This is a genomic window from uncultured Roseivirga sp., from assembly GCF_963973945.1.
In the GTDB taxonomy this organism is placed as follows: domain Bacteria; phylum Bacteroidota; class Bacteroidia; order Cytophagales; family Cyclobacteriaceae; genus Roseivirga.
Map to the genome: position 1 here is coordinate 207,690 of NZ_CAXBBV010000006.1, position 23,565 is coordinate 231,254.

A 23,565-nucleotide genomic window follows, 5' to 3' on the forward strand; every position below is an offset into this window, starting at 1 on the left:
GTTAGTTTTTAGACACTAAAAGTATATTGTTGTTGATGACGTCTTTTACGTTGACAACCGAGCCCATTGGGATGTCTATTTCGTCATCGGTTATGGCTTCTAACTCTCTTAAGGAGCCCTGTACCTTAATCAACACCCTACCTACATTGCCTCTTTCGGCAGAAATTCGCATATACACTTCACCAATTCCGCCTTTTGCGTTGTTGATGTTCATTGTACCACTGTCGGTAAGCTTACTGAAAAAGTAGAAAAGTGAGGCCATTATGGTCATCATAATTAGGCCTGATACTGTAGCGATGATTAGCGTTGTAAGGCCGCTATAGCCAGAGTCTATTGATGCAATTCCTGCCCAAGAAAAAATCGTAAAAAAGCCGATGAAATTTTTAAGCGTGAAAAACTGGAAACCCGCACCGCCATCATTGTCTACATCAAAATCTGCGTCTCCATCAACATCTACTTCACCACCAACGAAAGTCAAGATCATTTGGATAATGAAAATGATGGAAAATGGAATGGCCAACCCCCAATAAATTTTATGGGTAGTTTCTAGTGCATCCCACCATTCTGAAAAATTAAAAGACATAGCAATAGAATTATATGTCTTAAAGTATTGATTTATTTCCTTAGCATATTCACCTTTTTGTCGAGGTGGTTTAAAACTTATGGTGAAAGGTTGGTTGGGCGGTTAACCACTTTCAAGTTTACTTACTTAACGTAAATTTTACATCTTCATTTATAATCTCAGAAAGCACCTGCAGTTCGCCAGCATTATAGAGTTTTGCTATGTTCATAATGTCCATGCGCTCATCTTCTGGCTTTAGGTTTATGTAATCCTGAATCATTACTCCATTTACTCTTCTCGAATTAATTGCTTCGCGAAAACGCATTCCACCCTCATCGGTATGGTACAAATAGGCCAAGTAGTCCATGCTGTAATCTTCTTTATCGAACCAATAAAGAAATACATCATCAAAATCTTCACCGCCACCTTCTTGGGCAAAAGTAACTTTTACTTCATAATAGGTTTTTCCTTTCATTTCCCTTTCGCCCACATAAGTTTTATTCACCGCATCATCATTCAGGCCAAATGGTAATCGGAAAAAGTAAATCACGGAGTTAACCGAACGGGTATAGGCGGCTCTTTTCTCTTCCGTAATCTCTGTGGTGTCGCCATTAGTTAGCCTTACCAAACCATCATTATTCATCATATCGAAAACAGTTTGGCCAATGCTGTCGGTTTGGGTACGGGTGTATTCAAACATTCCGTTGTTGTTTTTGTAGGTGTAATCAATATTTCTGAAAGTGAGGGAAAACTCAGCATTGTTTAGGCCTTCCATGCCATGAAACGCAATGGCTTCATCTACAATTTCTTGAACTTTAGATTTGGGTTCAGCTTTCTCCGTTTTTTGTGGTGAAGAACAAGCCATGACAAAGGCAGATAGAAGTAGGGCAGATGTTTTAAGGTTCATTTATTTAATATTATGAATGGACTTACGGCTAAGATATAACAAAGTTAGTGATCTCAGCCTGAATCCATACATCTGGTAATTTACCTGACCTTTGCAATCCAGTTGCACATGCTTTTGCCTTACATTTGCATTTAATGAAACTTATAACGCTCTTTTTGGCGCTTACCATTTTCGGGCTGTCTACTTTCCCTTGTGGAGATGGAGCGCCCGTAAGCGGAGAAGTACAAATAGAAGCTTCCGTTTCAAACTTCGAGCTAACAGCTGACCCTTTGCCTCACTTAGATTTATGTTCTCCGTTTTGCAGTTGTCATTGCTGTCATACCCATATGGCTACTTCAATTGTAGCTGGTTTTGTATTTGAAAAGCCTTCTTCTTTTTATCAAGAAGGTGTTAGCAAAGGTGTAATAGCGCCTGATTTTGGTTTTTTTCAGCCACCCAAGCTTTAGCATTTCATATCGATTTTATGCTTCTACAAACAGCTGTGCAGTAGAAGCATACTTCAAATTTCATTAAGAATTTTTCAAATTTTTGAGCAACAATCTATTGCCTTGATTAAAGCAAGGCTGACTATCGGCATGCCCGATTTTCATTAGATCCATTCGCTCAAAGCAAATCATCAATGTAAAAGCATGGATAAACTTATTTCATTTTCCATAAAGAATAAGCTGATCATCGGGTTGTTTACCCTAGGTCTGATTATTTGGGGTGGTTATTCATTAACCCAACTCCCCATAGATGCAGTGCCCGACATCACAAACAATCAGGTACAAGTCATTACTACTTCTCCAGCTTTAGCAGCCGAAGAAGTAGAGCGGCTCATTACTTTTCCTATAGAAATTACAATGGCCACCATACCTCAAATTGAAGAAATAAGATCTTTTTCAAGGTTTGGTCTTTCGGTAGTTACTATTGTTTTTGAAGAGAAAGTAGATGTGTATTGGGCACGTCAACAAGTAAACGAACGATTGGTTGAAGCCCAAGAGCAAATTCCTGCTGGGGCTGGAATGCCAAGCATGGCACCAGTAACCACAGGTTTGGGCGAAATTTATCAGTATGTGGTAGAGCCTAAGCCCGGTTATGAAGATAAATATGACGCCAGAGAATTACGCAGTATTCAAGACTGGATAGTGCGAAGACAACTGTTGGGTACACCCGGAGTTGCTGATGTAAGCAGTTTTGGTGGCTACTTAAAGCAGTTTGAAATCGCAGTTGATCCAGACCGCTTGAAAAGCATGAATGTTTCCATTGCCGAAATTTTTAAGGCACTGGAAGATAACAACCAAAATACGGGTGGTGCTTATATAGAAAAGAACGAAACAGCACTTTTTATTCGAAGCGAGGGCTTGGTAAATGATTTGGATGACATTCGGAGCATCCTCATCAAGAACAACAATGAAGGAATTCCAATCCTTATTAAGGATGCAGCAAAGGTACAGTTAGGAAGTGCGGTGCGCTACGGAGCAACCACCCGTAATGGAGAGGGCGAGGTGGTCAGTGCCATTGTAATGATGCTGAAAGGTGAAAATTCGGCAGAAGTAATCAAGAATGTTAAAAATAGGATTACCGAAATTGAAAAAACACTTCCAGAAGGTGTAGAGATTAGACCTTTTTTGGATCGAAGTAAATTAGTAGATCATGCCATTGGCACTGTGACCAAGAACCTTATTGAAGGGGCCTTAATTGTGATTTTCATTCTCCTTTTGCTGCTCGGAAATTTTAGGGCAGGAATAATTGTGGCTTCTGTAATTCCACTGGCTTTGCTCTTTGCTTTTTCCATGATGAACCTCTTTGGGGTATCGGGTAACCTGATGAGTTTAGGAGCTATTGATTTTGGTTTGATTGTAGACGGAGCGGTGATTATTGTAGAAGCCACAATGCACCATTTAACCAAGCTTAAGGTTAATCGAAAACTCACTCAGTTTGAAATGGATGATGAAGTCTACAAGGCCGCTAGTAAAATTAGAACCTCAGCTGCCTTTGGTGAAATCATAATCCTGATTGTATACTTACCAATTTTAGCATTGGTGGGAACAGAAGGTAAAATGTTTGGCCCAATGGCCCAAACCGTAGCCTTTGCTATTCTTGGAGCATTCATTCTATCCCTTACCTATGTGCCTATGATGTCGGCTTTGGTGATGAGTAAAAAGCCGAGCCAAAAGAAGAATGTTTCTGACCATATCATGGCTTTTCTACACAGACTTTACGATCCAGTGATTCGGTGGGTAATGTACAAGCGCCCATTGATTATCGGATTTTCTCTACTGTTGTTTTCAGCCGCACTGTGGGTGTTTTCTAATATGGGAGGTGAATTTATTCCTACGTTGGAAGAAGGTGATTTTGCCGTTGAAACCAGAGTGTTAACGGGTAGTTCGCTTCAAACTACAATTGAGGCAACTACTCAAGCAGAGAAGATTCTTCTCGATCAATTTCCAGAAGTAGAACAAGTAGTGTCAAAAATTGGAGCAGGGGAAATTCCAACAGACCCAATGCCACCCGAAGCTGCCGACATGATGATCATTTTGAAAAACAAAGATGAATGGACATCAGCCACCAACAGGGAGGAGCTGGCCAATAAAATGGGGGAGGCCTTGGAGGTAATTCCCGGAGTAACTTTTGGTTTTCTTCAGCCCATTCAAATGCGCTTTAACGAATTAATGACTGGCGTTCGGCAAGATGTGGCCATTAAAATTTATGGTGAAGACTTAGACCAACTTTCAGCATATGCCAATCAAATTGGCGAGATCGCCAATACCGTTGAAGGTGCTGTAGATCTGTATATTGAAGAGGTTACTGGGGTTCCTCAAATAATAATTGACTATAAAAGAGATCAGTTAGCAAAATATGGTTTGAGCGTAAAAGAGGTTAATCAAACCGTACAGACAGCATTTGCTGGAGCCTCTGCAGGCGTAGTTTATGAAGGCGAACAGCGTTATGATTTGGTGATTCGGCTAGAAGAAAACAGACGTGAAAGGCTGTCGGATGTGAGCAATCTTTATATAAGCCGGGCAGATGGACATCAAATTCCACTTTATCAAGTGGCAGATGTGCAAGTAAAAGAAGGACCCTATCAAATTCAACGAGACGATACACGCAGAAGAATCATTGTCGGTTTTAATGTAAGAAACCGTGATGTACAGAGCATAGTCACCGAAATTCAGGAAAAAGTAGATACCTCTGTTGAACTAGCAACGGGTTATACAATCACCTACGGAGGCCAGTTTGAGAATTTGGTTGAAGCCAAGAAGCGTCTAAGCGTGGCGGTTCCATTGGCTCTACTCTTAATTTTTGTACTGCTATACTTTACGTTCCGTTCGGTAAAGCAAAGCCTTCTGATTTTTACCGCTATACCACTTTCAGCCATAGGCGGAATTTTCGCTTTATCCCTTAGGGGTATGCCTTTTAGTATTTCGGCTGGGGTTGGTTTCATTGCTCTTTTTGGGGTAGCGGTGCTCAACGGAATTGTATTGATTGCTGAGTTCAACAGCCTTAAAAAAGAAGGAGTTACTGATGTTTTTGAGCGAATTTATAAGGGCACATTCGTAAGGCTTCGCCCGGTAATTATGACGGCCTCTGTGGCTTCTTTGGGCTTTCTTCCAATGGCGCTTTCCAATACCTCGGGAGCCGAAGTACAAAAGCCACTCGCCACCGTAGTGATTGGTGGTTTGGTTACGGCCACCTTCCTTACTTTGGTAGTGCTGCCTATTTTGTATTACTATTTTGAACGAACGGTAAAAGTAAGAAGGAGTACCGTGGCTTTGTTCTTTATTCTGGGGCTTGGCATGTTATCACCTGTCAATATTCAGGCGCAAGAAAGACCATTGGTTTTTCCATCCGTTGACTCAGCCATAGCCACAGCCATTAAAAACAACCCAACTTTAAGAGCTGCCCAAATAGAAACGCAAGAACAACAAGCCTTGCGCAAAGGCAGTTGGAATTTGTCGAAGACCAATTTTGGCTTAGAGTATGGCCAAACCAACAGTGATTTTAACAATGACAGCCGCATATCCGTAAGTCAGAGCTTTGCTTTTCCAACCCTATATACCAACCAAGGCAAATTGGCTGAGGCAAGAATAAAAGGTAGTGAATGGATGGAAACGGCTACCCAAAACGAACTGGTACAACGTGTTAAATCTACTTGGTTTGAATTGTGGAAGGAGAAAAACAAACGAGATTTACTGCTTGAGCAAGACCAAATTTATGAGCGTTTTGTGCGCGCAGCAGAACTACGTTTTAAAACAGGCGAAAGTAATTTGTTAGAGAAAGCTACGGCAGAAGCGCAAGTGGCAGAAATCAAAGTGCTGATTGCCCAAAATGAGGCCGATATTCAGATTTTAAAGCATCAGCTAAAAGCTTTACTCAATGTGTCGGAAGAAATTGAGATTGCTGAGGGTGATCTTGATCAGCGAAACATTGAAGCAGTACTAGCATCATCCCAAATTTCAAATAACCCCACCTTGGCTTGGTTTAAACAGCAAATAGAAATAGCTGAAAATGAAAAGCAGGTGGAGCGTTCAAGGATGTTGCCCGAAATCAACCTCGGCTATTTCAACCAATCGTTTAATGGGCCTGGCGAAACGCGTGCTGGTGTGCCTACCAACTTCAGTTCGAGCGATCGTTTTTCAGGGGTTCAAATTGGTCTTGGCATTTCACTTTTTGGAATGAAAGCGCAGCGTGCCAATGTAAAAGCTGCAGAGTTGAGAAAGGAACAATCTAGTGCTTTACTCACTGCCAAAAGCAATGAACTACAGAGTCAGCTCAGCTCTCTTTTTCAACAATACCAAAAGGCATTAACAAGCCTTGAATATTACGAAAAGGAAGCTTTACCACAGTCGGAGCTTATTTTGAAGCAGGCACAAAGGGGATTTGAAAGCGGTGAAATTGGTTACGTAGAATACATTGACGGACTCAACAGAGCGCTTTCCATTGGTTTCAATCACTTAGAAATCCTTAATCAGTACAATCAAATTACTATTCAAATTGAATTCATTTCTGGGGTTCAATAATCAAAATATATACAGATGAAAAAGACGACAAATAAATATATCAGAAATGCATTCCTCTTAGCACTTGTTGCGCTGACCATGGCATGCGGTAACAATTCAGTTGAGTCTATAGAAATTGGAGGAGAAGAAGGCGAAGAGCACCTTGAACTTACACAGGCCCAATACGATCAGGCCGATATTCAAATAGGGAGTATCAAGAAACAAATTATTGGTTCGGAATTAAGCGTAAATGGAGTGATTGATGTGCCACCACAAAGTAATGTTTCGATTAATATGCCCTATGGTGGTTTTGTGAAATACACAGAAATGTTGCCTGGCACACAAGTGAAAAAAGGTCAGTTATTGGTGGAAATCGAAAACCCAGAGTTTATCCAATTTCAGCAAGAGTACTTGGAGAGCATGGCCAACCGCGAATTTCTAAAAACTGAATTCGATAGACAGGAAGCCCTTTATGGGGAAAATGTAGCATCGGGTAAATCTTTTCAGCAAGCTAAAAGCACGTACCTAATGAATGAGGCCAAACTTAAAACCATGGAGCAGCGACTAAAACTCATAGGCTTTTCACCAGAGAAAATTGCTGGGGGCGAAGTAGCTTCTTCTGTTAAAATATATTCACCAGTGTCAGGCTCCGTGCGCGATGTGTACACCAACATTGGTAAATATGTGTCGCCTCAAGATGCCATCATGGACATTACAAATGCTGAAGATTTACACGTTGAACTCACGGTGTATGAAAGTGATATTCCTAAAGTGAAAAAAGGTCAACGCATTCGTTTTAACCTTACCAACTCAAGCGGGCCAACCCTCGATGCTGAAGTGTTTTTGGTAGGCAGCGGTGTGCGAGAAGATCGCTCTATGACCGTGCACGGTCATATGGAAGAGAAATATGAAGGATTGTTGCCCGGTATGTATGTTTCCGCCAATATTGAATTAGGTAGTCATGAGGCATGGGTAGTGCCAGACAACACCATAGTGCGTTTTGATGGCAAACATTATGTATTTGCTTATGGTGAAGAAAAGGAAGAGGCTGGTACCACTATGCACGAATTTGAAATGCTAGAAGTGGTAAAAGGCAATACTGAGGAGGGCTATACAGAAGTTACTTTTACTGACCCTTCTATCGAAATGTCGAAAGTGCAGTTAATTATTAAAGGCGCTTATGCCTTATTGGGAAAGGTAAAGAACAGTGAGGGCGGAGGTCATGGTCATTAAGAACTGATTTGGCCTTTGCTCCATTTTGACGAAAATTGATAAGCCACGCTCCAAAATTAATGGAGCGTGGCTTTGTTTTTTAATGATGTTCAGAATGCCCAAAATCAATGATCACCCCAAAGTTCACCACAAAACCTTCTAGTGGTGCCCAGATGTCTAAATCAGATGGACTCATGTTTGAACCTAAATCGATGTTTTCGAACTTGGATTGTCGAGTATCAGAGAAGTTCTCGAAATTACTGTAAACGCTAATATGCTTGAATTTACGAAGCACCATAAGGCCAGTAATCCAATAACTATCAGTTCTGGTCAAGTCTCTACGATATTGCTCGCCAGTATAGTAAGCTTCAAGCCCAACTCTCCATTTACCTTCTTCTTCATACACCAAAACGGCCCCAATGTTATGCTTGGCCGTTAATGGCTTTTGGTCGTTTCGGTTGTCAAACTTTTCTTGCGTATCTATCAGGGCATAATTGAAAAACAATTTGAAATCATTGTATGTCAGTTTCAAGTTGGTTTCTAAGCCTTGAGAACGCATATGATCACCTGCATTTTCAAAACGGAATGAAGTTGAAAGCGGAACTTGACGAAGCGCCAGTGGATCGTTCAATTGGGTATAGAAAAACAGCTGATTTACGCTGAAAGTCCAACGCTCACCAATGGCAGTTTTGTAATTTATATCGAAGTTTCCTCCAAAGGATTTTTCGGCATCAAGACTGGTTAAGTTCGAAGCATCTAAACCTCTGAATGATAATCTCTCCGTATCTTCAGTAAATATGGTTGGTGTTTTGTATCCAAGTCCACCACCCAGTCGGTAAGAAAATTTAGAAGCAGGGTTGTAGAAAAGCGCTACTCTCGGAAGTGCAAACCAGCCGTAATCGTTGTTGTAGTCAAGTCTAACGCCAGATTCGATTGAGAATGTTTCTGAAACTTGTTCTACTTGTTGAATAAAAGCACCAGTAGTGATTTGTTCATAATTACGATTATTGTTTGTGCCACTGTCTTCCGTAAAGTTGTCAGAATAAAGGTTAGCACCTACAATCCATCTGCTTTTGTCTCTTCCGAAAGAATAGGCCGCCTCGCTGAAAGTGGCGTATTGCTGACCATTAAATACCAAGTTTGGCTCCTGAATAGTTCGCTCAAAACTCAACAAACTGTTTTTGATTGTGAACGATCTGTTTGCGTCCCAATTCTTCTCATAGCTCAACTGGTAAGAAAGCCTATTGGTGTTATTCTCTTGTAAATAAGCGTTTGCGTTACTTTGTTCCGCATCAATAGCGTCTAAATTTCCACCCAGTCGATCTTCAAAAGTACCACTTAGGGCCAGTCTGATTTTACTGTCTGCACTTGGGTAATAAAAGAAAGTAGGGTTGAAGGTTAAGGCTTTCGATTCTGGGATGTCAGAGAAATTGTCATCGTTTACATCGTAAGCATTTTGCAAACCTCCAGAAGCAAATAAGCTCATTCCAAATTTGTCATTTCGTTTGGCGTAAAAGGTGTTCACGGTTGTACCTCCGGCCGAAGTTTGATCTAGCATTAACCTAAATCTTGCTTCGTCTTCAGGCTGAATACTTACCAAGTTTACCAAACCCGCAATGGCACCACCACCATACAAAGTTGCATTACTGCCTTTGATAACTTCAACTTGTTTTAGGTCTAAAGGTGGAATTTGCATAATGCTCAAGCCACCAGAAAAACCACCATAAAGTGGAAACCCATCCTTTAAAAGCTGAGTATAACGTCCATCTAAACCTTGAATTCTGATGCTCTGATTAGCCGAACTGGGTGAAGTAATCTGCATTTGAATACCCGTGCTCTCGCGAAGCAACATGGCAATATTGGCAGATTTCATCACTGCTTTTTCCTCCAACTCTTCGGTTCCTAAAAACTCGATTCGGGTTGGTATTTCTTCAATACTTCTACTAGAACGGGTGGCCGTTACAATAGCTACCTCTTCGTGCTCTTCCGTAGCCGATTCCATCATAATTTTGATGGTTTCGTTACCTGCTTCGCTAAAAATATAAGTGTTGGTTTGTGTTTCATAACCTACAAAAGAGAAACGAACTTCTACTTCTGTTCCACTTAAATTGGTGAGTGTAACAAATCCTTGGCTATCCGATATTCCACCTTTGGTAGTGCTTACAAAAGCTGTGGCTCCGACTAGTGGCTCGTTGGTTTCTTCATCAAAAACCTGAAACCTAATGCTGTTTTGGCCAATGGCCATATGGGTAAAAAGCACCATTAATACAGATGCTAAAAAGAATCTTTTGATCATTTTTTAATTGAATTTGAATTGAAAATCTAACTGTATTCTGAACGAACACTAGATTTTAGGGGGTTGCCAAATTTCAAAGAGTGGTGGAGTAATACTGCCTGATACTTCAATCAAGAAATCAACTGGTGGGTCGTTTTCTGGCATTTCTAGAAAGACATAGGTTGAAGTGAGTGGGATATGGCAGCAAGCACAGGCGCAAAACGGAGTACAAGTATCAGATTCTTCATGCGAATCAATAGGCTCAGATTCTGCATGAATTCCGTTCTCGTTTGCACAGTTGTCTTCTTCCCAACCTTCGGCACAAGGCGTAAGGCTAAAAAAGAGAATTAAAAAAGCCATGAAGGTCTTTGACCACTGCATGCCGCAAAATTAATCGATGTATTGGTGTAACAAGGCATGAAGTGAAAGAAAGTTTAGCGAATCGAGACTTACGCATCTCATATTCTAATTTTATGTAGGGATGAGTGGGCTAAAATCCAGATTATTGCTCTTTTAGATATCGCGTTGGATTCTTGTTGGCCTGACTTAGTAGAAGTCCGCTCATGACGCTCAGAAATAATACAAGCACAGCCAATAGTGGAATTACAATTACGGAAAGCCCTAAACTTGGGCGGTAGGCAAAACTTTGTAACCATGAATTGATTCCAGCATAACCTATTAAGGCAGTAATTCCAGCGCCAATCAAAAAGAGTGGGATTATTCTTTTTACCGATCCAGTTAATATAGCCCAAGAGGAAGCGCCTAATATTTTTCGAATACTATATTCCCGCGCTTTATTTCTTCTCAGTAGGGTCGCGTGACCAACAAGGCCAATGCTCGCAATGAAAATGGCAATAGTCACTAAAATATAAATGGAATTGAGTACTCCTTGTTCGTAACTGTAAAGCTTTAAGTTATCGTCTTCCAAGAAGCTGTACTCCATTGGGTATTTCTCATATTTTCCATCCCATACCTTTGCCAGCGAGGCAATGGTGGCCTGGTCGAAACCGTTGGAGGTCTTAACCGATACAAAACGGAGTGTTGGTAAGTAGTTGAACATAATGATGGGCTCAACTTTACTGTGGAGGGAGTTGACTTGGAAATCTTCTACAACACCCACGATAGTACCTTTGATTTTACCCGAAACGGTTTTACCTATTGGTTCTTTCAGATCTAAAAAATCAACTGCAGCTTGACTCAAAACAATTTGGGCTTCATTTCCCGGAGCAAAGATTTCAGGTAAACGTCCTGCTTTCAGTCGGATGTTATAAAGTTCGTAAAAGAACTCATCGGCTATTACGGTGGTGAGAGCAATGTCATTGCGGTCTGTTCCTGAAATACTGTAAGTATAAGTTAGCGCATTGTTGGTGCCTGGAGTAGTCGATGAGAAAGAAGCGCTTTCAATCCCCGAAATAGACTTAATTTCGTTTACTGTGGCCTGATAACCAGCATTGAGAGAGCGGTCTTTGATGGGGATAACTAGAGTTCTGGCTCCATTAAACCCCAATGAGGTATTTTGTAAATAGTTGAATTGGCTAGTAACTGCAAACATGGCCATGATGAGCAAAGAAGAAACACTGAGCTGGATTAAAATCATGATATGGCCCATGGTGCTTTTGGGCTTTGACTTAAGCTTAGCCATGTGATTTTGAATCTTTATTAAACCTAGTGCTGGAGGAATTCCCGAAATAAGGCCAGTGATAAGACCAATTGAAAGTGTCAAAAATATAAACGAGGGTGTATGAAACTGCCCAAAATCCTTGCCTGTAATTTGACCAATTTCGGCAATTGTGAGATTTACGATAAACAAAGCCAGTAGCATTGCTGAAAGGCTAATTAGGGCAGACTCGATTATTAGACCTTTCAATAAGCCACTTTTTGTAGCTCCTAAAATCTTTTTCATTGCCATTTCCTTGCTTCGCGATAGGTATGTGGCATAGGAAAGGTTAACATAGTTGATTGAGGCAACCAACAAAATAAGGACGGCTGCCGACATGAAGACCAAATAGTAGGCTTTATTGCTGTTTGGACTTAATTCACTTTGGCGGGTCGATTCCAAATGAATTGATTTGATGGGCTGTAGCTTCAATGTGATTTTCTCAGAGACCCAGTCTGGAGCTTGGCTGGAAAGATAATTTGCCATTTTTGATTCAACCAAATCAACATTGGCATTTTCGGCCAAACGAACATAAGTATAATGATCAAACTGTCCCCAGTGATCGAGTCTGGATTTAGGGAAAATTTCATCAAGTAATTCGAACGAAAGCAGGCAATCAAACTGAATGTGTGATTGTGTAGGAGGGTTTCTGGCAATGCCTGTTACCTTCAAGTCAAACTGCCCATCGTAGCGAATGATTTGGCCGATAGGGTTTTGATTTCCAAAATACTTTTTAGCTGTTTCCTGGGTCAGAACAATGCTGTATTTGTCCGAAAGTACCTTTTCCTTGTCGCCAGTTTCTAATGTAAAACCAAACAGGTTGAAAAAAGCAGGCTCAACCATTAACAGTTTTGGCTCATAGAAAGACTGGTCGTTGATAGTGATGAGGTCTGTGCCCGGGTTTTTACGAATCCTTACCCTTTGTGTGATTTCAGGAATAAAACCATCCCCAACCTGACCAACAGGAACACTGGAACTGGCCCAATTTCGTTGTATGCCATCTCCGTCCCAATCCACTACCAATCGGTAAACCTGATCGGCATTGGGATGAAAATCATCAAAAGAAAGTTCGTCTGCACTATAAAGTATGGCCACCAGGAAACTGGCAAAACCAATCGCCAAGCCAACGATATTAATAAGCGTATAGACGAGATTCTTTCTGAAGAGATACCTTATAGAAAGTCGCAAGAAATAAAGCGGTTTAGCAAGCATTTTTCATTAATCAAGGGCGGAATCTATTAATCCTCTTGAGAGTCCTTGTCCAGTACTTTCATGAGGTCACAATTTATGAAAATTAAAATCAGCTAAACAATTCAAGGAAGGGGGGAGTTTTCCTTTTTTAGAGAAAGTAGTGGCGTGCCCACTTCCAACCATAAGAAACAATTTTGACTTAAGTACAATATGGTTTTGAAAACAGGATATAAAGGCTCTTTGTAGTAAAAAAAAATACAAACCTAAACTTTGCAATACCATTGCATTGCTTAGCCGCGTATATTTACGTGAAATGAAAATAGCGTGCTACATATTGAGTTTTTACTTTATGGCCCTGGCAGGGCTAGCATGCGCGGACGCTCAACCCTTAGACACTACAGGATACTCTATTTCAGTTTTTGAGAGCAATAATGGAGACCATAATAACCAAAAGAGTAGTTGGGATGGTTGTTCTCCAATATGTGTATGCCATTGCTGCCACGCGCATTTTCTATCAATATCAGCAGTCAACTTCACGCACCCTGTGAAATTACCTGTGATTATCTCATCTTATTTTCAAGATTTCAGAAGTATTGAAATCTCTGGATTCCTCAAGCCTCCAAGGTCATAATTTTCAGTGTTTAGGAGGATAAGTATGTCTCATCGAAAAAGTCTTTAAACAAGATTTCAAGTCAGCAGTCATTCTGATAGCCTGTTAGCACTCCTTCAGATGTCTTTTCTCAAAGGCATCCTTTCATTCAATGTTCAATACTATTTGTACAGCTTGAAAAAACTGAATAGGAAAAAAAGAAAAAAGAGAAGGAATAAAATCACTGCCAAATGGGCAATCAAATGGTTTTTCATTGTGCTGTTCTGCCTCATCCTGCTCGCAGCGATGGTGGCTCGTGTCCATCACTTCTTTTCTGTCCATGTCAAATAATTAATAACTCGTATGATCAATAAAATCATTTCTTTTTCAATAAAGAATAAATTCATCGTGGGCCTGCTTACGATGGCACTCATTGGTGTTGGGATATACTCCATGTCCACAATCAACTTAGGTTCTGTTCCTGATATTACCAACAACCAAGTGCAAGTAATTACGGTATCCCAGAACTTGGCTACCGAAGATATTGAACAGTTCGTCACTTACCCTGTCGAGCTGGCAATGGGAAATCTACCGGGGGTAGAGGAAATACGCTCTGTCTCTAGGTTTGGTCTTTCGGTAGTCACAATTGTGTTTGAAGATAAAATAGGGACTTATTTACCCAGACAGCTCGTCCAAGAAAAGCTGAATGAGTTAAAAGAAACTATTCCAAAAGAGTTTGGAAGTCCCTCGATGGGGCCAATCTCTACTGGCCTTGGACAAATTTATGAATATACCATTCGGCCAAAGGATGGATATGATACCGCATATTCAGCAATGGAATTACGTACCATCCAGGAATGGATTGTGAAACGACAACTCACTTTGCTTGAAGGGGTAGTCGAAGTCAATTCTTTTGGAGGTTTCATCAAGCAATACGAAGTAGCAATAAACCCAGATAAACTTAACGCCATGAACGTGAGTATCTCTGAGGTATATGAAGCCCTGCAACGTAACAATGTTAATACGGGTGGAGCATATATCGAGAAGAACAAAATGGCCAACTTTATTCGTGGTGAAGGGCTAGTGCGCACCTTGGATGATATTGAAAACATCTCCATAAAGAATGTAAATGGCCTTCCAATATTAATCAGGGATGTTGCTGAAAAAGTCCATTTTGGATATCAGGTAAGGTACGGAGCATTCACCCAAGATGGTCATGAAGCAGTCGGTGGAATCATCATGATGCTGAAGGGATCCAACCCCAATGCAGTCATACAAAATGTAATTGAGCGAATGGCAGAAATTGAAAAATCGCTTCCTGAAGGGCTTGAATTTAACGCATACCTTGATCGAAGTTCTCTAATTGAACGAACTACAAGCACTGTTAGTAAAAACCTCATCGAGGGAGCACTCATCGTTATTTTTGTCCTTGTTGTACTTTTAGGGAGTCTAAGAGGTGGTATTGTAACGGCATCGCTAATTCCTCTCTCGTTGCTCTTTGCCTTCATTCTTATGAAAGCCACGGGTGTATGGGCCAACTTGATGAGTCTTGGGGCCATTGATTTTGGAATCATCGTGGATGGTGCTGTGATTATTGTAGAAGGTACAGTGCATGAAATTGAAAAGCGAATAAGGGCTGGTAAGAATAAGTTCGATCAGGCTCAAATGGATGAAATAGCCTATGAATCTGGAAGCACCATGATGAATGCCGCATTTTTCGGACAGCTCATCATTCTTATCGTATTTACTCCTATTCTTTTTCTGACGGGTGTAGAAGGCAAGATGTTCACTCCTATGGCCTACACATTTGGGTATGCTGTTATCGGTGCAATTATTCTATGCCTGACATACGTACCAATGATGACAGCATTATTAATGCGCCCAATAAGTAACCCAAAAAATTGGTTCGCTAGGTTAGAAAACGGAATTCATAAGTTTAGTGAAAGAATTATAAGCGTTTTAAACAAGGTGTATCACCCATTGATTGTTGGCGCACTAAAATTACGATTATTGGTTATAGGCATTGCTCTGGCCCTACTACTTGGGGCAGGGTTTGTTTTCTCTAAAATGGGAGGTGAATTTATCCCTCAATTGGATGAGGGTGATTTGGCCATGCAAGCGCTCATTCGTCCGGGCAGTGGGCTCAATGAAGCTATTGATGTATCTATTAAAATAGAGAATATTTTAAAGGACAATTTTCCAGAAATAACAACAGTTGTTGCCCGAATTGGAGTGGCTGACATACCCACAGACCCTATGCCTTTAGACATAGCCGATATGTATATAATTCTGGAGAAGGATAGAGAAAAATGGGTGTCGGCAGGCTCGAAAGAAGAGCTTATTGAGAAGATCAAAGAGAAGTTGGACATACTTCCAGGTGTTAATCTTGTATTTACCCAGCCTGTTGAGCTTCGCTTTAATGAGTTGCTGGAAGGAGTAAGAGAAGACGTAGCCGTAAAACTCTATGGCGAGGACTTGGAAGTGCTTTCTGAAAAAGTGCAGGAAATGGCCGATATCATTCAAACTGTACCTGGGGCTGGTGATGTGAATCCAGAGCGTACAGCTGGATTGCCCCAAATGACGGTAAAGTATAACCGCAAGAAACTTGCTCAGTATGGGCTTGATGTACAAAAATTGAATGAATATGTGAGTGCAGCTTTCGCAGGAGGGGTTGCTGGAATAGTTTTCGAAGGTGAAAAACGGTTTGAGTTGGTTATTCGATTTGATGAGTCACATCGGCAAAGTATAGAAGACTTAAGAACCCTATACATAGACCTACCTGACGGTACGCAAGTGCCGATAAAGGAGGTTGCTGATATTGATTATGTTCCTGGCCCGATGCAAATTTCCAGAGACAATACATTTCGAAGAACTTATGTGGGTGTAAATATTCGAGGCAGAGATGTAGAATCAGTAGTAACAGATATACAGCAAAAACTCGATACAGAGTTGGACTTACCACCTGGCTACTACATCACCTATGGGGGAGAGTTTGAAAATCTTCAACGCGCCAAAGCAAGGTTATCAGTGGTGGTGCCGATTGCGCTCTTCCTTATTTTCATACTGCTTTATTTCGCCTTAAAATCATTTTCACAATCAGTAATGATCTACATGGCGATTCCACTTGCAGCTATTGGTGGTGTGTTTTTTATGAGTATGAGAGGTATGCCTTTTAGTATATCTGCAGGAGTTGGCTTCATTGTTCTCTTTGGGGTGGCTGTTCTAAACGGACTGGTGCTTATCAGCCGATTCAATTCACTAAAAATAGAAGGAATCATGGACTTAAAAGAGCGAATACTCACTGGTACTCAAGAACGACTCAGACCAATTTTACTTACGGCTACAGCGGCAATTATGGGCTTCACTCCTATGGCCTTCTCTGCTTCAGCTGGGGCAGAAGTTCAGAGACCGCTGGCAACGGTTGTTATCGGAGGTTTAATTAGTGCCACCTTATTAACGCTCATTGTTTTGCCTGTACTGTACTCGTTTATTGAGGGTCGTAAAAAACCAAGAGTAAATACAATAATTTCATCGAAAATTATAATATCTCTAGTCTTGATGGGAGGTCTTTTGGGGAGTTCATCAAAAGCCAATGCGCAAGAGATATCGGGTAAAAGGGTTGAAACGATTGATGAGGCAATTGCCATAGGCTTGGCCAATAATGGTAATGTAAAAGTGGCCAAAACCAACATTGACGTTCAAATGCAGGGAAAGAAAGCAGCATTCAATCCAGGAAAAACAGCCGTTGGAATGCAGTATGGGCAATACAACAGCTTTGAGAATGACTTTTCTTTCAGCATTGGTCAGTCGTTTGAATTTCCAACAGTTTACAGAAAACAAAAGCAGTTGGCTGAGGAGCAAGTTGCAGGTGGTCAAAAGCAACTGATGGTAACGGAAAACGATCTTAAATGGAACATTCGAAAAGCTTGGCATGAATTATCGTACCTAAAAGAAAGGCGCCAACTGCTCCAGTATCAGGACACAATTTATGCTCGATTCCTCAACGCAGCAACTATTCGCTATGAAACCGAGGCCACTAGCTATTTGGAAAAGGCCGCTGCTGAAACCAGTGTCATGGAAATTCAGAACCAACTCAAGTTGCTAGAAGCCGATATAGTGATTCAGGAAAAACAACTTCAGATTCTATTGAATGACACTACTGATTTGGCCTTTAGACCGTCCCCTTTAAATGAGTTGAACGTCTCAAGTATTCGTGATTTTGCGCTGTTGGAGAATAACCCAGCTCTGGGATATACAAAACAGCAAGTGGCAATAGCCAATGCCGAAAAATCCGTACAGTCCGCTAAACTTATGCCTGACCTATTCATAGGTTACTTTAACCAATCGCTTATTGGAGGGGAAACATCAAATGGTGGTACCGCTACAGCATCAGATCGGTTTGGAGGTATACAAGCGGGTGTCGGCATTCCATTGTTCAATGGATCCTACAAGGCCGGCATTAAAGCTTCCCAGTTACGTGAACAAATGGCCAAAACGCGCTCAGAATACTACTATACAACCCTTCAAGGGCAGTATGAACAGCAAATGTCAGAACTTTTAAAGTTTAGAGGTAGTCTGGATTATTACAAAGACAAGGCAATTCCTCAGGCCAATTTAATTCTGACCAATGCACAAAAAAGTTTTGAAAGTGGAGCCATAGATTATGTGGAATATTTTCAAAACCTCAATACGGCACTTGAATTGAAATTCGGTTATCTCAATACAGTAAATGGATATAACCAAGCCGTTATCAATCTAGAGTATCTCCTTGGTCAATAAATTCAACTTTTGAAAAAATAAATAAATGAAAAAGCAAATCACATATATAGCGGCCATCCTATTCATGGCAACATTCTTTACAGGATGTGGAAGTAAGTCTTCAACGGAAGTAGAGACAACTGAGAAAGGACAAGTACAAGTAGAAGAAGAACTCAGTGTTGAAGGAGAAGTACATCTATCCGAATTGAAGAAAAATAGCATTGGCATCAAAGTGGATGTGATACCCACAAGACCACTTTCAGGAGTAGTAGAAGCCAATGGGCAATTAGAAGTTCCCCCTCAGCATGAAGCAACAGTCACCGCTATTTTAGGTGCAAATGTGACAGCTATTAAAGTAATTGAAGGAGACAAAGTGAAAAAAGGCCAAACCCTAGCCACTTTGGCGCATCCCAATCTCTCAAGGTTGCAGTCAGATTATGTTCGAGCATATCACCAATTGCAGTTTCTTCAAAAGGAATACGAACGTCAGAAAAAGCTTTATGACGAAAACGTTGGCTCAGGAAAAATCTTTCAACAAACTCAGGCCGATTATCTATCCATGAAAGGAGAGGTGAAAGGCTTTGAAGCTCAGTTGGGTCAGTTAAGTCTAAATATCGCGAAAGTACAAAACGGTGACGTTTACCAAAATGTGCCAGTAGTTAGTCCTATTGACGGTTACATAGAAAAAGTGGAAGTCCAGATTGGTCAATATGTGGATCCACAGAAAGATATGTTCATGATCGTCAATAATGAGCACATTCATGCTGACCTGATGGTGTTTGAAAAGGATGTTCATAAAGTGAAAAAAGGTCAGGACATTTCTTTTACGGTAGAGTCCGTGCCGGGCGTAACTCTTAAAGCCAAGATTTACTCCGTTGGCAAGCAGTTTGAACAAAATCCAAAGGCCGTACATGTGCATGCAGAGATTGAGAAGAAGAACGATTTTCTAATTCCAGGGATGTACATCAATGGCAGAATTCATACAGGCGAAAAGGCCGTATTAGCCTTGCCTGAATCCGCTGTGATCGAAGAGGAAGGAAAATCGTACATTTTTACTGTCACACCACCAAATGAGGATAATAACGAAATGGAATGGGGATTTAAAGCCGTGGAAATTCGAACAGGACTGGTTGATGATGGTTGGGTTGAGATTAAACTACTCGAACCACTTCCAGAAAAGACAAAAGTAGCCTGGGACAATGCCTATTATCTAATAGCTGAAATGAAAAAAGGATCAACGGAACACGGGCACTAGAAACTAATAGTTTAACTCATCCGGCAGGTGATACGCCTGTCGGACTTAAAAAGAAATAATGAAAGAAATAAAAGCATTTATAAAACCACAAAGGGTTCAAATTGTTGTTGAGGCCTTGCATGATGCAGGCTTTGACAGCATAACCTTATCCAAGGGGGAAGGAACCGGGAAGTACCGACAGTCTGATGCTTCTCCTTCCTTAGATTTTCGCTTTACTGACAGCCCAATTGTGAAATTGGAACTTGTCTGTCAGAATGAAGAAATGGACAAAGCAGTCCAGTTAATATGTGGCAAAGCCAAAACAACTGAACCTGGCGATGGTATAATATATATCTCCCAAGTAGACGAGGCTTATCGAATCAAGACTGGAAAGTCCATTAAAAGATTTGATATAAAATAAGCATAGACTTTGGGCGTCCTGAAATACGCCTATCATGGATACCTAAAGTTTGTAACGAACCCGTATGATACAAACAGGTTTCTCGGGGCTATTAAAAATCAAGACTATTCATATAAAATAGCATAATTATGATTAAAGAATTGGAGCAAATTTTAAAATCCCATAAAATCAAGCCTACGGCCATGCGCTTACTGGTATTGGAATATTTGTTGGACAGAGAGACCGCTGTGAGCCTCAGTGATTTGTACGAAGCGTTTGAGAAATCTGATCGCACTACTCTATACCGAACACTTAAAGTTTTTGAAGAAAACGGCATGGTGCATAGCATTGATGATGGTACCGGTGTGCCCAAGTATGCTTTATGTGAAGATGGTTGTAAATGTGAAATAGAAAGAGACCTGCATCTGCATTTTCATTGCAGAATTTGTGAGAAAACTAAATGCCTTACCAGTTACAAAATTCCTGAAATTGTCCTTCCGCCTAATCATGAGGCCGAAGAAGCCAATTTGGTTGTAAAGGGCATTTGCCCCCAATGTAAAATTGAAAGCTAATATTATGAGCCAGCAAATTCATTATCAATCTCTATTGGTTTGCCCACACTGTCATCACCAACGTCAGGTAGAAATGCCCCAAGATAGTTGCTTGATTTCGTTTGATTGTGAGCGATGTGATAACATTTTACAGCCAAATTCAGGTGATTGCTGTGTTTTCTGTTCTCATGGTTCAGTGCCTTGTCCATCCGTTCAACGGACATTAGAAGGGCATATTAATCTTCAAAAAGGACTTAGAACTGCTTTCATCCTCAGCCTGATAACCATTGGATACAATACTATTGAAGGCCTTGTCTCTACCTTCTTTGGCGCAACAGATGAAACACTGGCCTTATTTGGGTTTGGAGTAGATAGTTTTGCAGAAGTACTCTCTGGAGTAGGAGTTGCCCACATGGTTTGGAGAATGCAGCATCATGAAATAAAGCAACGTGATGATTTTGAGATAACAGCATTGAAAATAACTGGTACAGCTCTGTATCTATTGGTGGCAGGGCTTATTACAGGTGCTATACTTTCAATTGTTAGCCAGTCCGAGCCACAGACTACCACAGCCGGTGTTATCATTTCAATGCTTTCTATTGCTACCATGTATTTTCTTTTTAGAGCAAAAATAAAAGTGGGTAAGGAGTTGGAGAGCGAGCCAATCATTTCTGATGCGCAATGCACCAAGACCTGTTTTTACCTGTCTTTTATTCTTCTGGCTTCTAGTCTAATTTATGCTATTTGGCAGATCCCTTATGTGGATGCTGTTGGTAGTCTAGGTATAGCCTGGTATGCATGGAAGGAAGGTAAAGAAGCCTTTGAAAAGGCTAAAACAAAGCGCCTATTATGTGAGAATAATTGTTGTTAATGAACAAATGAGAAGAATGAAAAAACTACAAATAAAAATACCACTCATCCTGCTAGAAGTCCCTGACGAAAAGGATCAATGTGTAAATAAGCTGATCCAAAAGCTTCAGGACAAGGACGGTCTTGAAAAAGTACATGTGGCAGATGAAACCGACAATGGTGTGCCACAACTCTGCTTCCATTATGATCCTGAGGTAATATCAATTGACCGAATCCAAAAACTGGCGGAGCAAACCGGGGCTGAGATCACCGAAAAGTTTGGCCATAAACTCATAGAAGTAGAGGGAATACGGCATACACGCCATGCCCGGAACATAGAGCGAAACCTTAGAAACAAAGCGGGCATTCTGGAAGCGGCTGTCTCAGGTTCCGGCATGGTGCGTTTGGAATTTGATACCACCAAAATAGATGAAGCGGAGATACTGAAATCGTTAAGGAAAGAAGGTCTTGACATACCCGATACGCAGGTAAGTGCTGAGCGATTTCTTCAGCAAGCCAAGAAACCTGAACAAAAGGAAACCCAAGAAAAAGAGGATGCACATTCACATGAGGAAGGTGAAGATCACGACCACTCACACGGTGGTATTTTTGGCAAAAATACCGAGCTGATCTTTTCCATCATCTGCGGGGCATTGCTCGGCATTGGTTTTGGGCTTTCATATGTAGAAGCTATTCCTTCATGGGTAAGCTTGACGCTCTACATCGCAGCGTATTTCTTTGGAGGCTTTTTTACCGCTAAAGAAGCTATTCAAACAGTTGCCAAAGGCGGCTTTGAGATAGATTTCCTAATGCTGGTTGCTGCTATTGGAGCAGCTATTCTGGGTGAATGGGCAGAAGGTGCCTTGTTGCTGTTTCTCTTTAGCATGGGCCATGCCCTGGAGCATTATGCCATGAACAAGGCCCGTAAATCCATTGCAGCTTTGGCAGAACTGGCCCCTAAAACCGCCTTGCTCAAGAGAAATGGAAAAACAGAAGAAGTAGGTATAGAAGAACTGAGCATTGGAGACATCATCGTAGTTAAGCCCAATAGCAAAATTTCAGCCGATGGGGTGGTTGTCAGCGGTACAAGCAGCGTTAACCAGGCACCCATAACCGGAGAAAGCGTACCGGTAGATAAGGCACCGGTGAATGATCCCGATAAAGACTGGTCACAGGAAAAAGACATCAAAGACGAACACCGTGCTTTTTCCGGTACGATCAATGGAAACAATACGCTGGAAATCAAAGTGATCAGGCTAGCACAGGATTCTACACTCTCCCGCCTGGTGAAACTGGTCAATGAAGCCCAGACCCAGAAATCACCCACCCAACGGCTCACCGACAAGTTTGAAAAATACTTTGTGCCTGCTGTATTGGTACTGGTGGTCTTGCTCAATTTCGCTTTTCTGGTCATAGACGAACCCTTCAGCGAAAGCTTCTACCGCGCCATGGCCGTGCTGGTAGCCGCCAGCCCTTGCGCATTGGCCATAGCCACCCCGAGTGCCGTGCTAAGCGGAGTAGCCCGGGCCGCCAAAAGTGGGGTGCTTATCAAAGGTGGCCGCCCATTGGAAGACTTAGGCGTACTTACCGCCCTGGCTTTTGATAAGACCGGCACACTAACAGAAGGTAAGCCTAAGTTAACGGAGGTGGTAGCCCTGGGGGATGTGAAAGAAGAGGAACTATTGAAAATAGCAGTTGCGGTAGAGGGTCTTAGTGATCACCCACTGGCAAAGGCCGTAGTGCGTGACGGGAAAGAGCGACTGAAGGGTGTTGACATACCTGAGGCGAAAGACCTGGAGGCAGTGCTTGGGAAAGGGATCAAAGCTTCACTGGGAAGTAACAAAGTTTTCATTGGCAATCTGGACCTGTTTGAGTCGCTGGATGACAAGAAGCCATCAAAGGAAACAGAAGAAAAAGTAAAATCCTTGGAGTCTGATGGCAATACCACCATGCTCATTCGCCAGAACGACAGTTACATAGGCATAATAGCCCTGATGGATACACCAAGGAAAGAAGCGAAAAGTACCCTGGAACAATTGAAAAAGCTCGGTATCAAACGCATGATTATGTTAACAGGTGATAACCAGAAAGTGGCTGATGCGGTAGCCAAAGAAATAGGACTTACGGATGCCTGGGGCAGCCTGCTGCCGGAAGAAAAAGTAGAAGCCATTAAGAAACTCAAAGAACAAGAATCTAAAGTGGCAATGATAGGCGATGGTGTAAATGATGCCCCGGCCATGGCCAACAGCACAGTGGGCATTGCCATGGGAGCTGCGGGTAGTGATGTAGCCTTGGAAACGGCTGATATTGCCCTGATGGCTGACAAGCTCGAAACATTGCCTTTTGCGATTGGCTTAAGTAGAAAGGCCAAAAGTATCATTAAACAAAACCTTTGGGT

16 protein-coding genes are annotated in these 23,565 nt (G+C 41.5%); 10 read left to right on the forward strand and 6 right to left on the reverse strand.

Annotation, left to right across the window (positions count from 1 at the left end; all coding sequences use genetic code 11):
• Window position 1 precedes the first annotated feature (1 nt).
• Both AAC026_RS12215 and AAC026_RS12220 read right to left on the reverse strand, forming a co-directional pair.
• Window positions 2-583 carry a hypothetical protein gene (locus tag AAC026_RS12215; protein ID WP_339607259.1) on the reverse strand — a complete coding sequence of 194 codons (582 nt, stop codon included), beginning with the start codon at window positions 581-583 and terminating at the stop codon, window positions 2-4.
• Window positions 584-701: 118 nt separating this feature from the next.
• The gene (locus AAC026_RS12220; RefSeq protein ID WP_339698403.1) at window positions 702-1,469 is read right to left on the reverse strand and encodes a DUF6503 family protein; all 768 of its coding nucleotides are present in this window, start codon (window positions 1,467-1,469) and stop codon (window positions 702-704) included.
• Between the two features lie 134 nt (window positions 1,470-1,603).
• Here AAC026_RS12220 and AAC026_RS12225 point away from each other — a divergent pair, with 134 nt between their 5' ends.
• The 3 genes from AAC026_RS12225 to AAC026_RS12235 all read left to right on the forward strand — a co-directional run bounded on the left by AAC026_RS12225 (window position 1,604) and on the right by AAC026_RS12235 (window position 7,684).
• Window positions 1,604-1,915, forward strand: a complete 312-nt coding sequence (locus AAC026_RS12225) for a DUF6660 family protein (protein ID WP_339698405.1) — start codon at window positions 1,604-1,606, stop codon at window positions 1,913-1,915.
• A gap of 183 nt (window positions 1,916-2,098) precedes the next feature.
• Window positions 2,099-6,472 (forward strand): CusA/CzcA family heavy metal efflux RND transporter, encoded by a 4,374-nt coding sequence (locus AAC026_RS12230; RefSeq protein ID WP_339698408.1) that lies wholly within the window; start codon window positions 2,099-2,101, stop codon window positions 6,470-6,472.
• A gap of 15 nt (window positions 6,473-6,487) precedes the next feature.
• The gene (locus AAC026_RS12235) at window positions 6,488-7,684 is read left to right on the forward strand and encodes an efflux RND transporter periplasmic adaptor subunit (protein WP_339698411.1); all 1,197 of its coding nucleotides are present in this window, start codon (window positions 6,488-6,490) and stop codon (window positions 7,682-7,684) included.
• Window positions 7,685-7,763: 79 nt separating this feature from the next.
• Here AAC026_RS12235 and AAC026_RS12240 read toward each other — a convergent pair whose 3' ends face one another.
• The 3 genes from AAC026_RS12240 to AAC026_RS12250 all read right to left on the reverse strand — a co-directional run bounded on the left by AAC026_RS12240 (window position 7,764) and on the right by AAC026_RS12250 (window position 12,807).
• Complete coding sequence (locus AAC026_RS12240; RefSeq protein WP_339698414.1) at window positions 7,764-9,959, reverse strand: TonB-dependent receptor; 2,196 nt, start codon at window positions 9,957-9,959, stop codon at window positions 7,764-7,766.
• A 48-nt stretch (window positions 9,960-10,007) separates the two neighbouring features.
• On the reverse strand, window positions 10,008-10,319 hold the full coding sequence (locus AAC026_RS12245; protein WP_339607253.1) for a hypothetical protein: 312 nt from the start codon (window positions 10,317-10,319) through the stop codon (window positions 10,008-10,010).
• Window positions 10,320-10,440: 121 nt separating this feature from the next.
• Window positions 10,441-12,807 (reverse strand): ABC transporter permease, encoded by a 2,367-nt coding sequence (locus tag AAC026_RS12250; protein WP_339698417.1) that lies wholly within the window; start codon window positions 12,805-12,807, stop codon window positions 10,441-10,443.
• A 292-nt stretch (window positions 12,808-13,099) separates the two neighbouring features.
• On the opposite strand from AAC026_RS12250, the gene AAC026_RS12255 reads away from it, so the two are divergent.
• Window positions 13,100-13,417: a DUF6660 family protein gene (locus tag AAC026_RS12255; protein WP_339698418.1), complete on the forward strand. Its 318-nt coding sequence runs from the start codon at window positions 13,100-13,102 to the stop codon at window positions 13,415-13,417.
• A gap of 123 nt (window positions 13,418-13,540) precedes the next feature.
• Here the strand turns inward: AAC026_RS12255 and AAC026_RS12260 are convergent, their stop codons facing one another.
• Window positions 13,541-13,717, reverse strand: a complete 177-nt coding sequence (locus AAC026_RS12260; protein WP_157717485.1) for a hypothetical protein — start codon at window positions 13,715-13,717, stop codon at window positions 13,541-13,543.
• Window positions 13,718-13,738: 21 nt separating this feature from the next.
• Here AAC026_RS12260 and AAC026_RS12265 point away from each other — a divergent pair, with 21 nt between their 5' ends.
• The 6 genes from AAC026_RS12265 to AAC026_RS12290 form a co-directional block, all read left to right on the forward strand.
• Window positions 13,739-18,154 carry a CusA/CzcA family heavy metal efflux RND transporter gene (locus tag AAC026_RS12265; RefSeq protein ID WP_339698430.1) on the forward strand — a complete coding sequence of 1,472 codons (4,416 nt, stop codon included), beginning with the start codon at window positions 13,739-13,741 and terminating at the stop codon, window positions 18,152-18,154.
• Window positions 18,155-18,179: 25 nt separating this feature from the next.
• Window positions 18,180-19,388 (forward strand): efflux RND transporter periplasmic adaptor subunit, encoded by a 1,209-nt coding sequence (locus tag AAC026_RS12270; RefSeq protein WP_339698433.1) that lies wholly within the window; start codon window positions 18,180-18,182, stop codon window positions 19,386-19,388.
• Window positions 19,389-19,446: 58 nt separating this feature from the next.
• Window positions 19,447-19,788: a P-II family nitrogen regulator gene (locus AAC026_RS12275; protein ID WP_339698436.1), complete on the forward strand. Its 342-nt coding sequence runs from the start codon at window positions 19,447-19,449 to the stop codon at window positions 19,786-19,788.
• Between the two features lie 128 nt (window positions 19,789-19,916).
• Window positions 19,917-20,339: a transcriptional repressor gene (locus tag AAC026_RS12280; RefSeq protein ID WP_339698439.1), complete on the forward strand. Its 423-nt coding sequence runs from the start codon at window positions 19,917-19,919 to the stop codon at window positions 20,337-20,339.
• A 4-nt stretch (window positions 20,340-20,343) separates the two neighbouring features.
• Window positions 20,344-21,189, forward strand: a complete 846-nt coding sequence (locus AAC026_RS12285) for a GDCCVxC domain-containing (seleno)protein (RefSeq protein WP_339698442.1) — start codon at window positions 20,344-20,346, stop codon at window positions 21,187-21,189.
• 16 nt (window positions 21,190-21,205) lie between these two features.
• Window positions 21,206-23,565 (forward strand): heavy metal translocating P-type ATPase (locus AAC026_RS12290; RefSeq protein WP_339698445.1); only part of this gene is annotated, 2,360 nt, incomplete at its 3' end.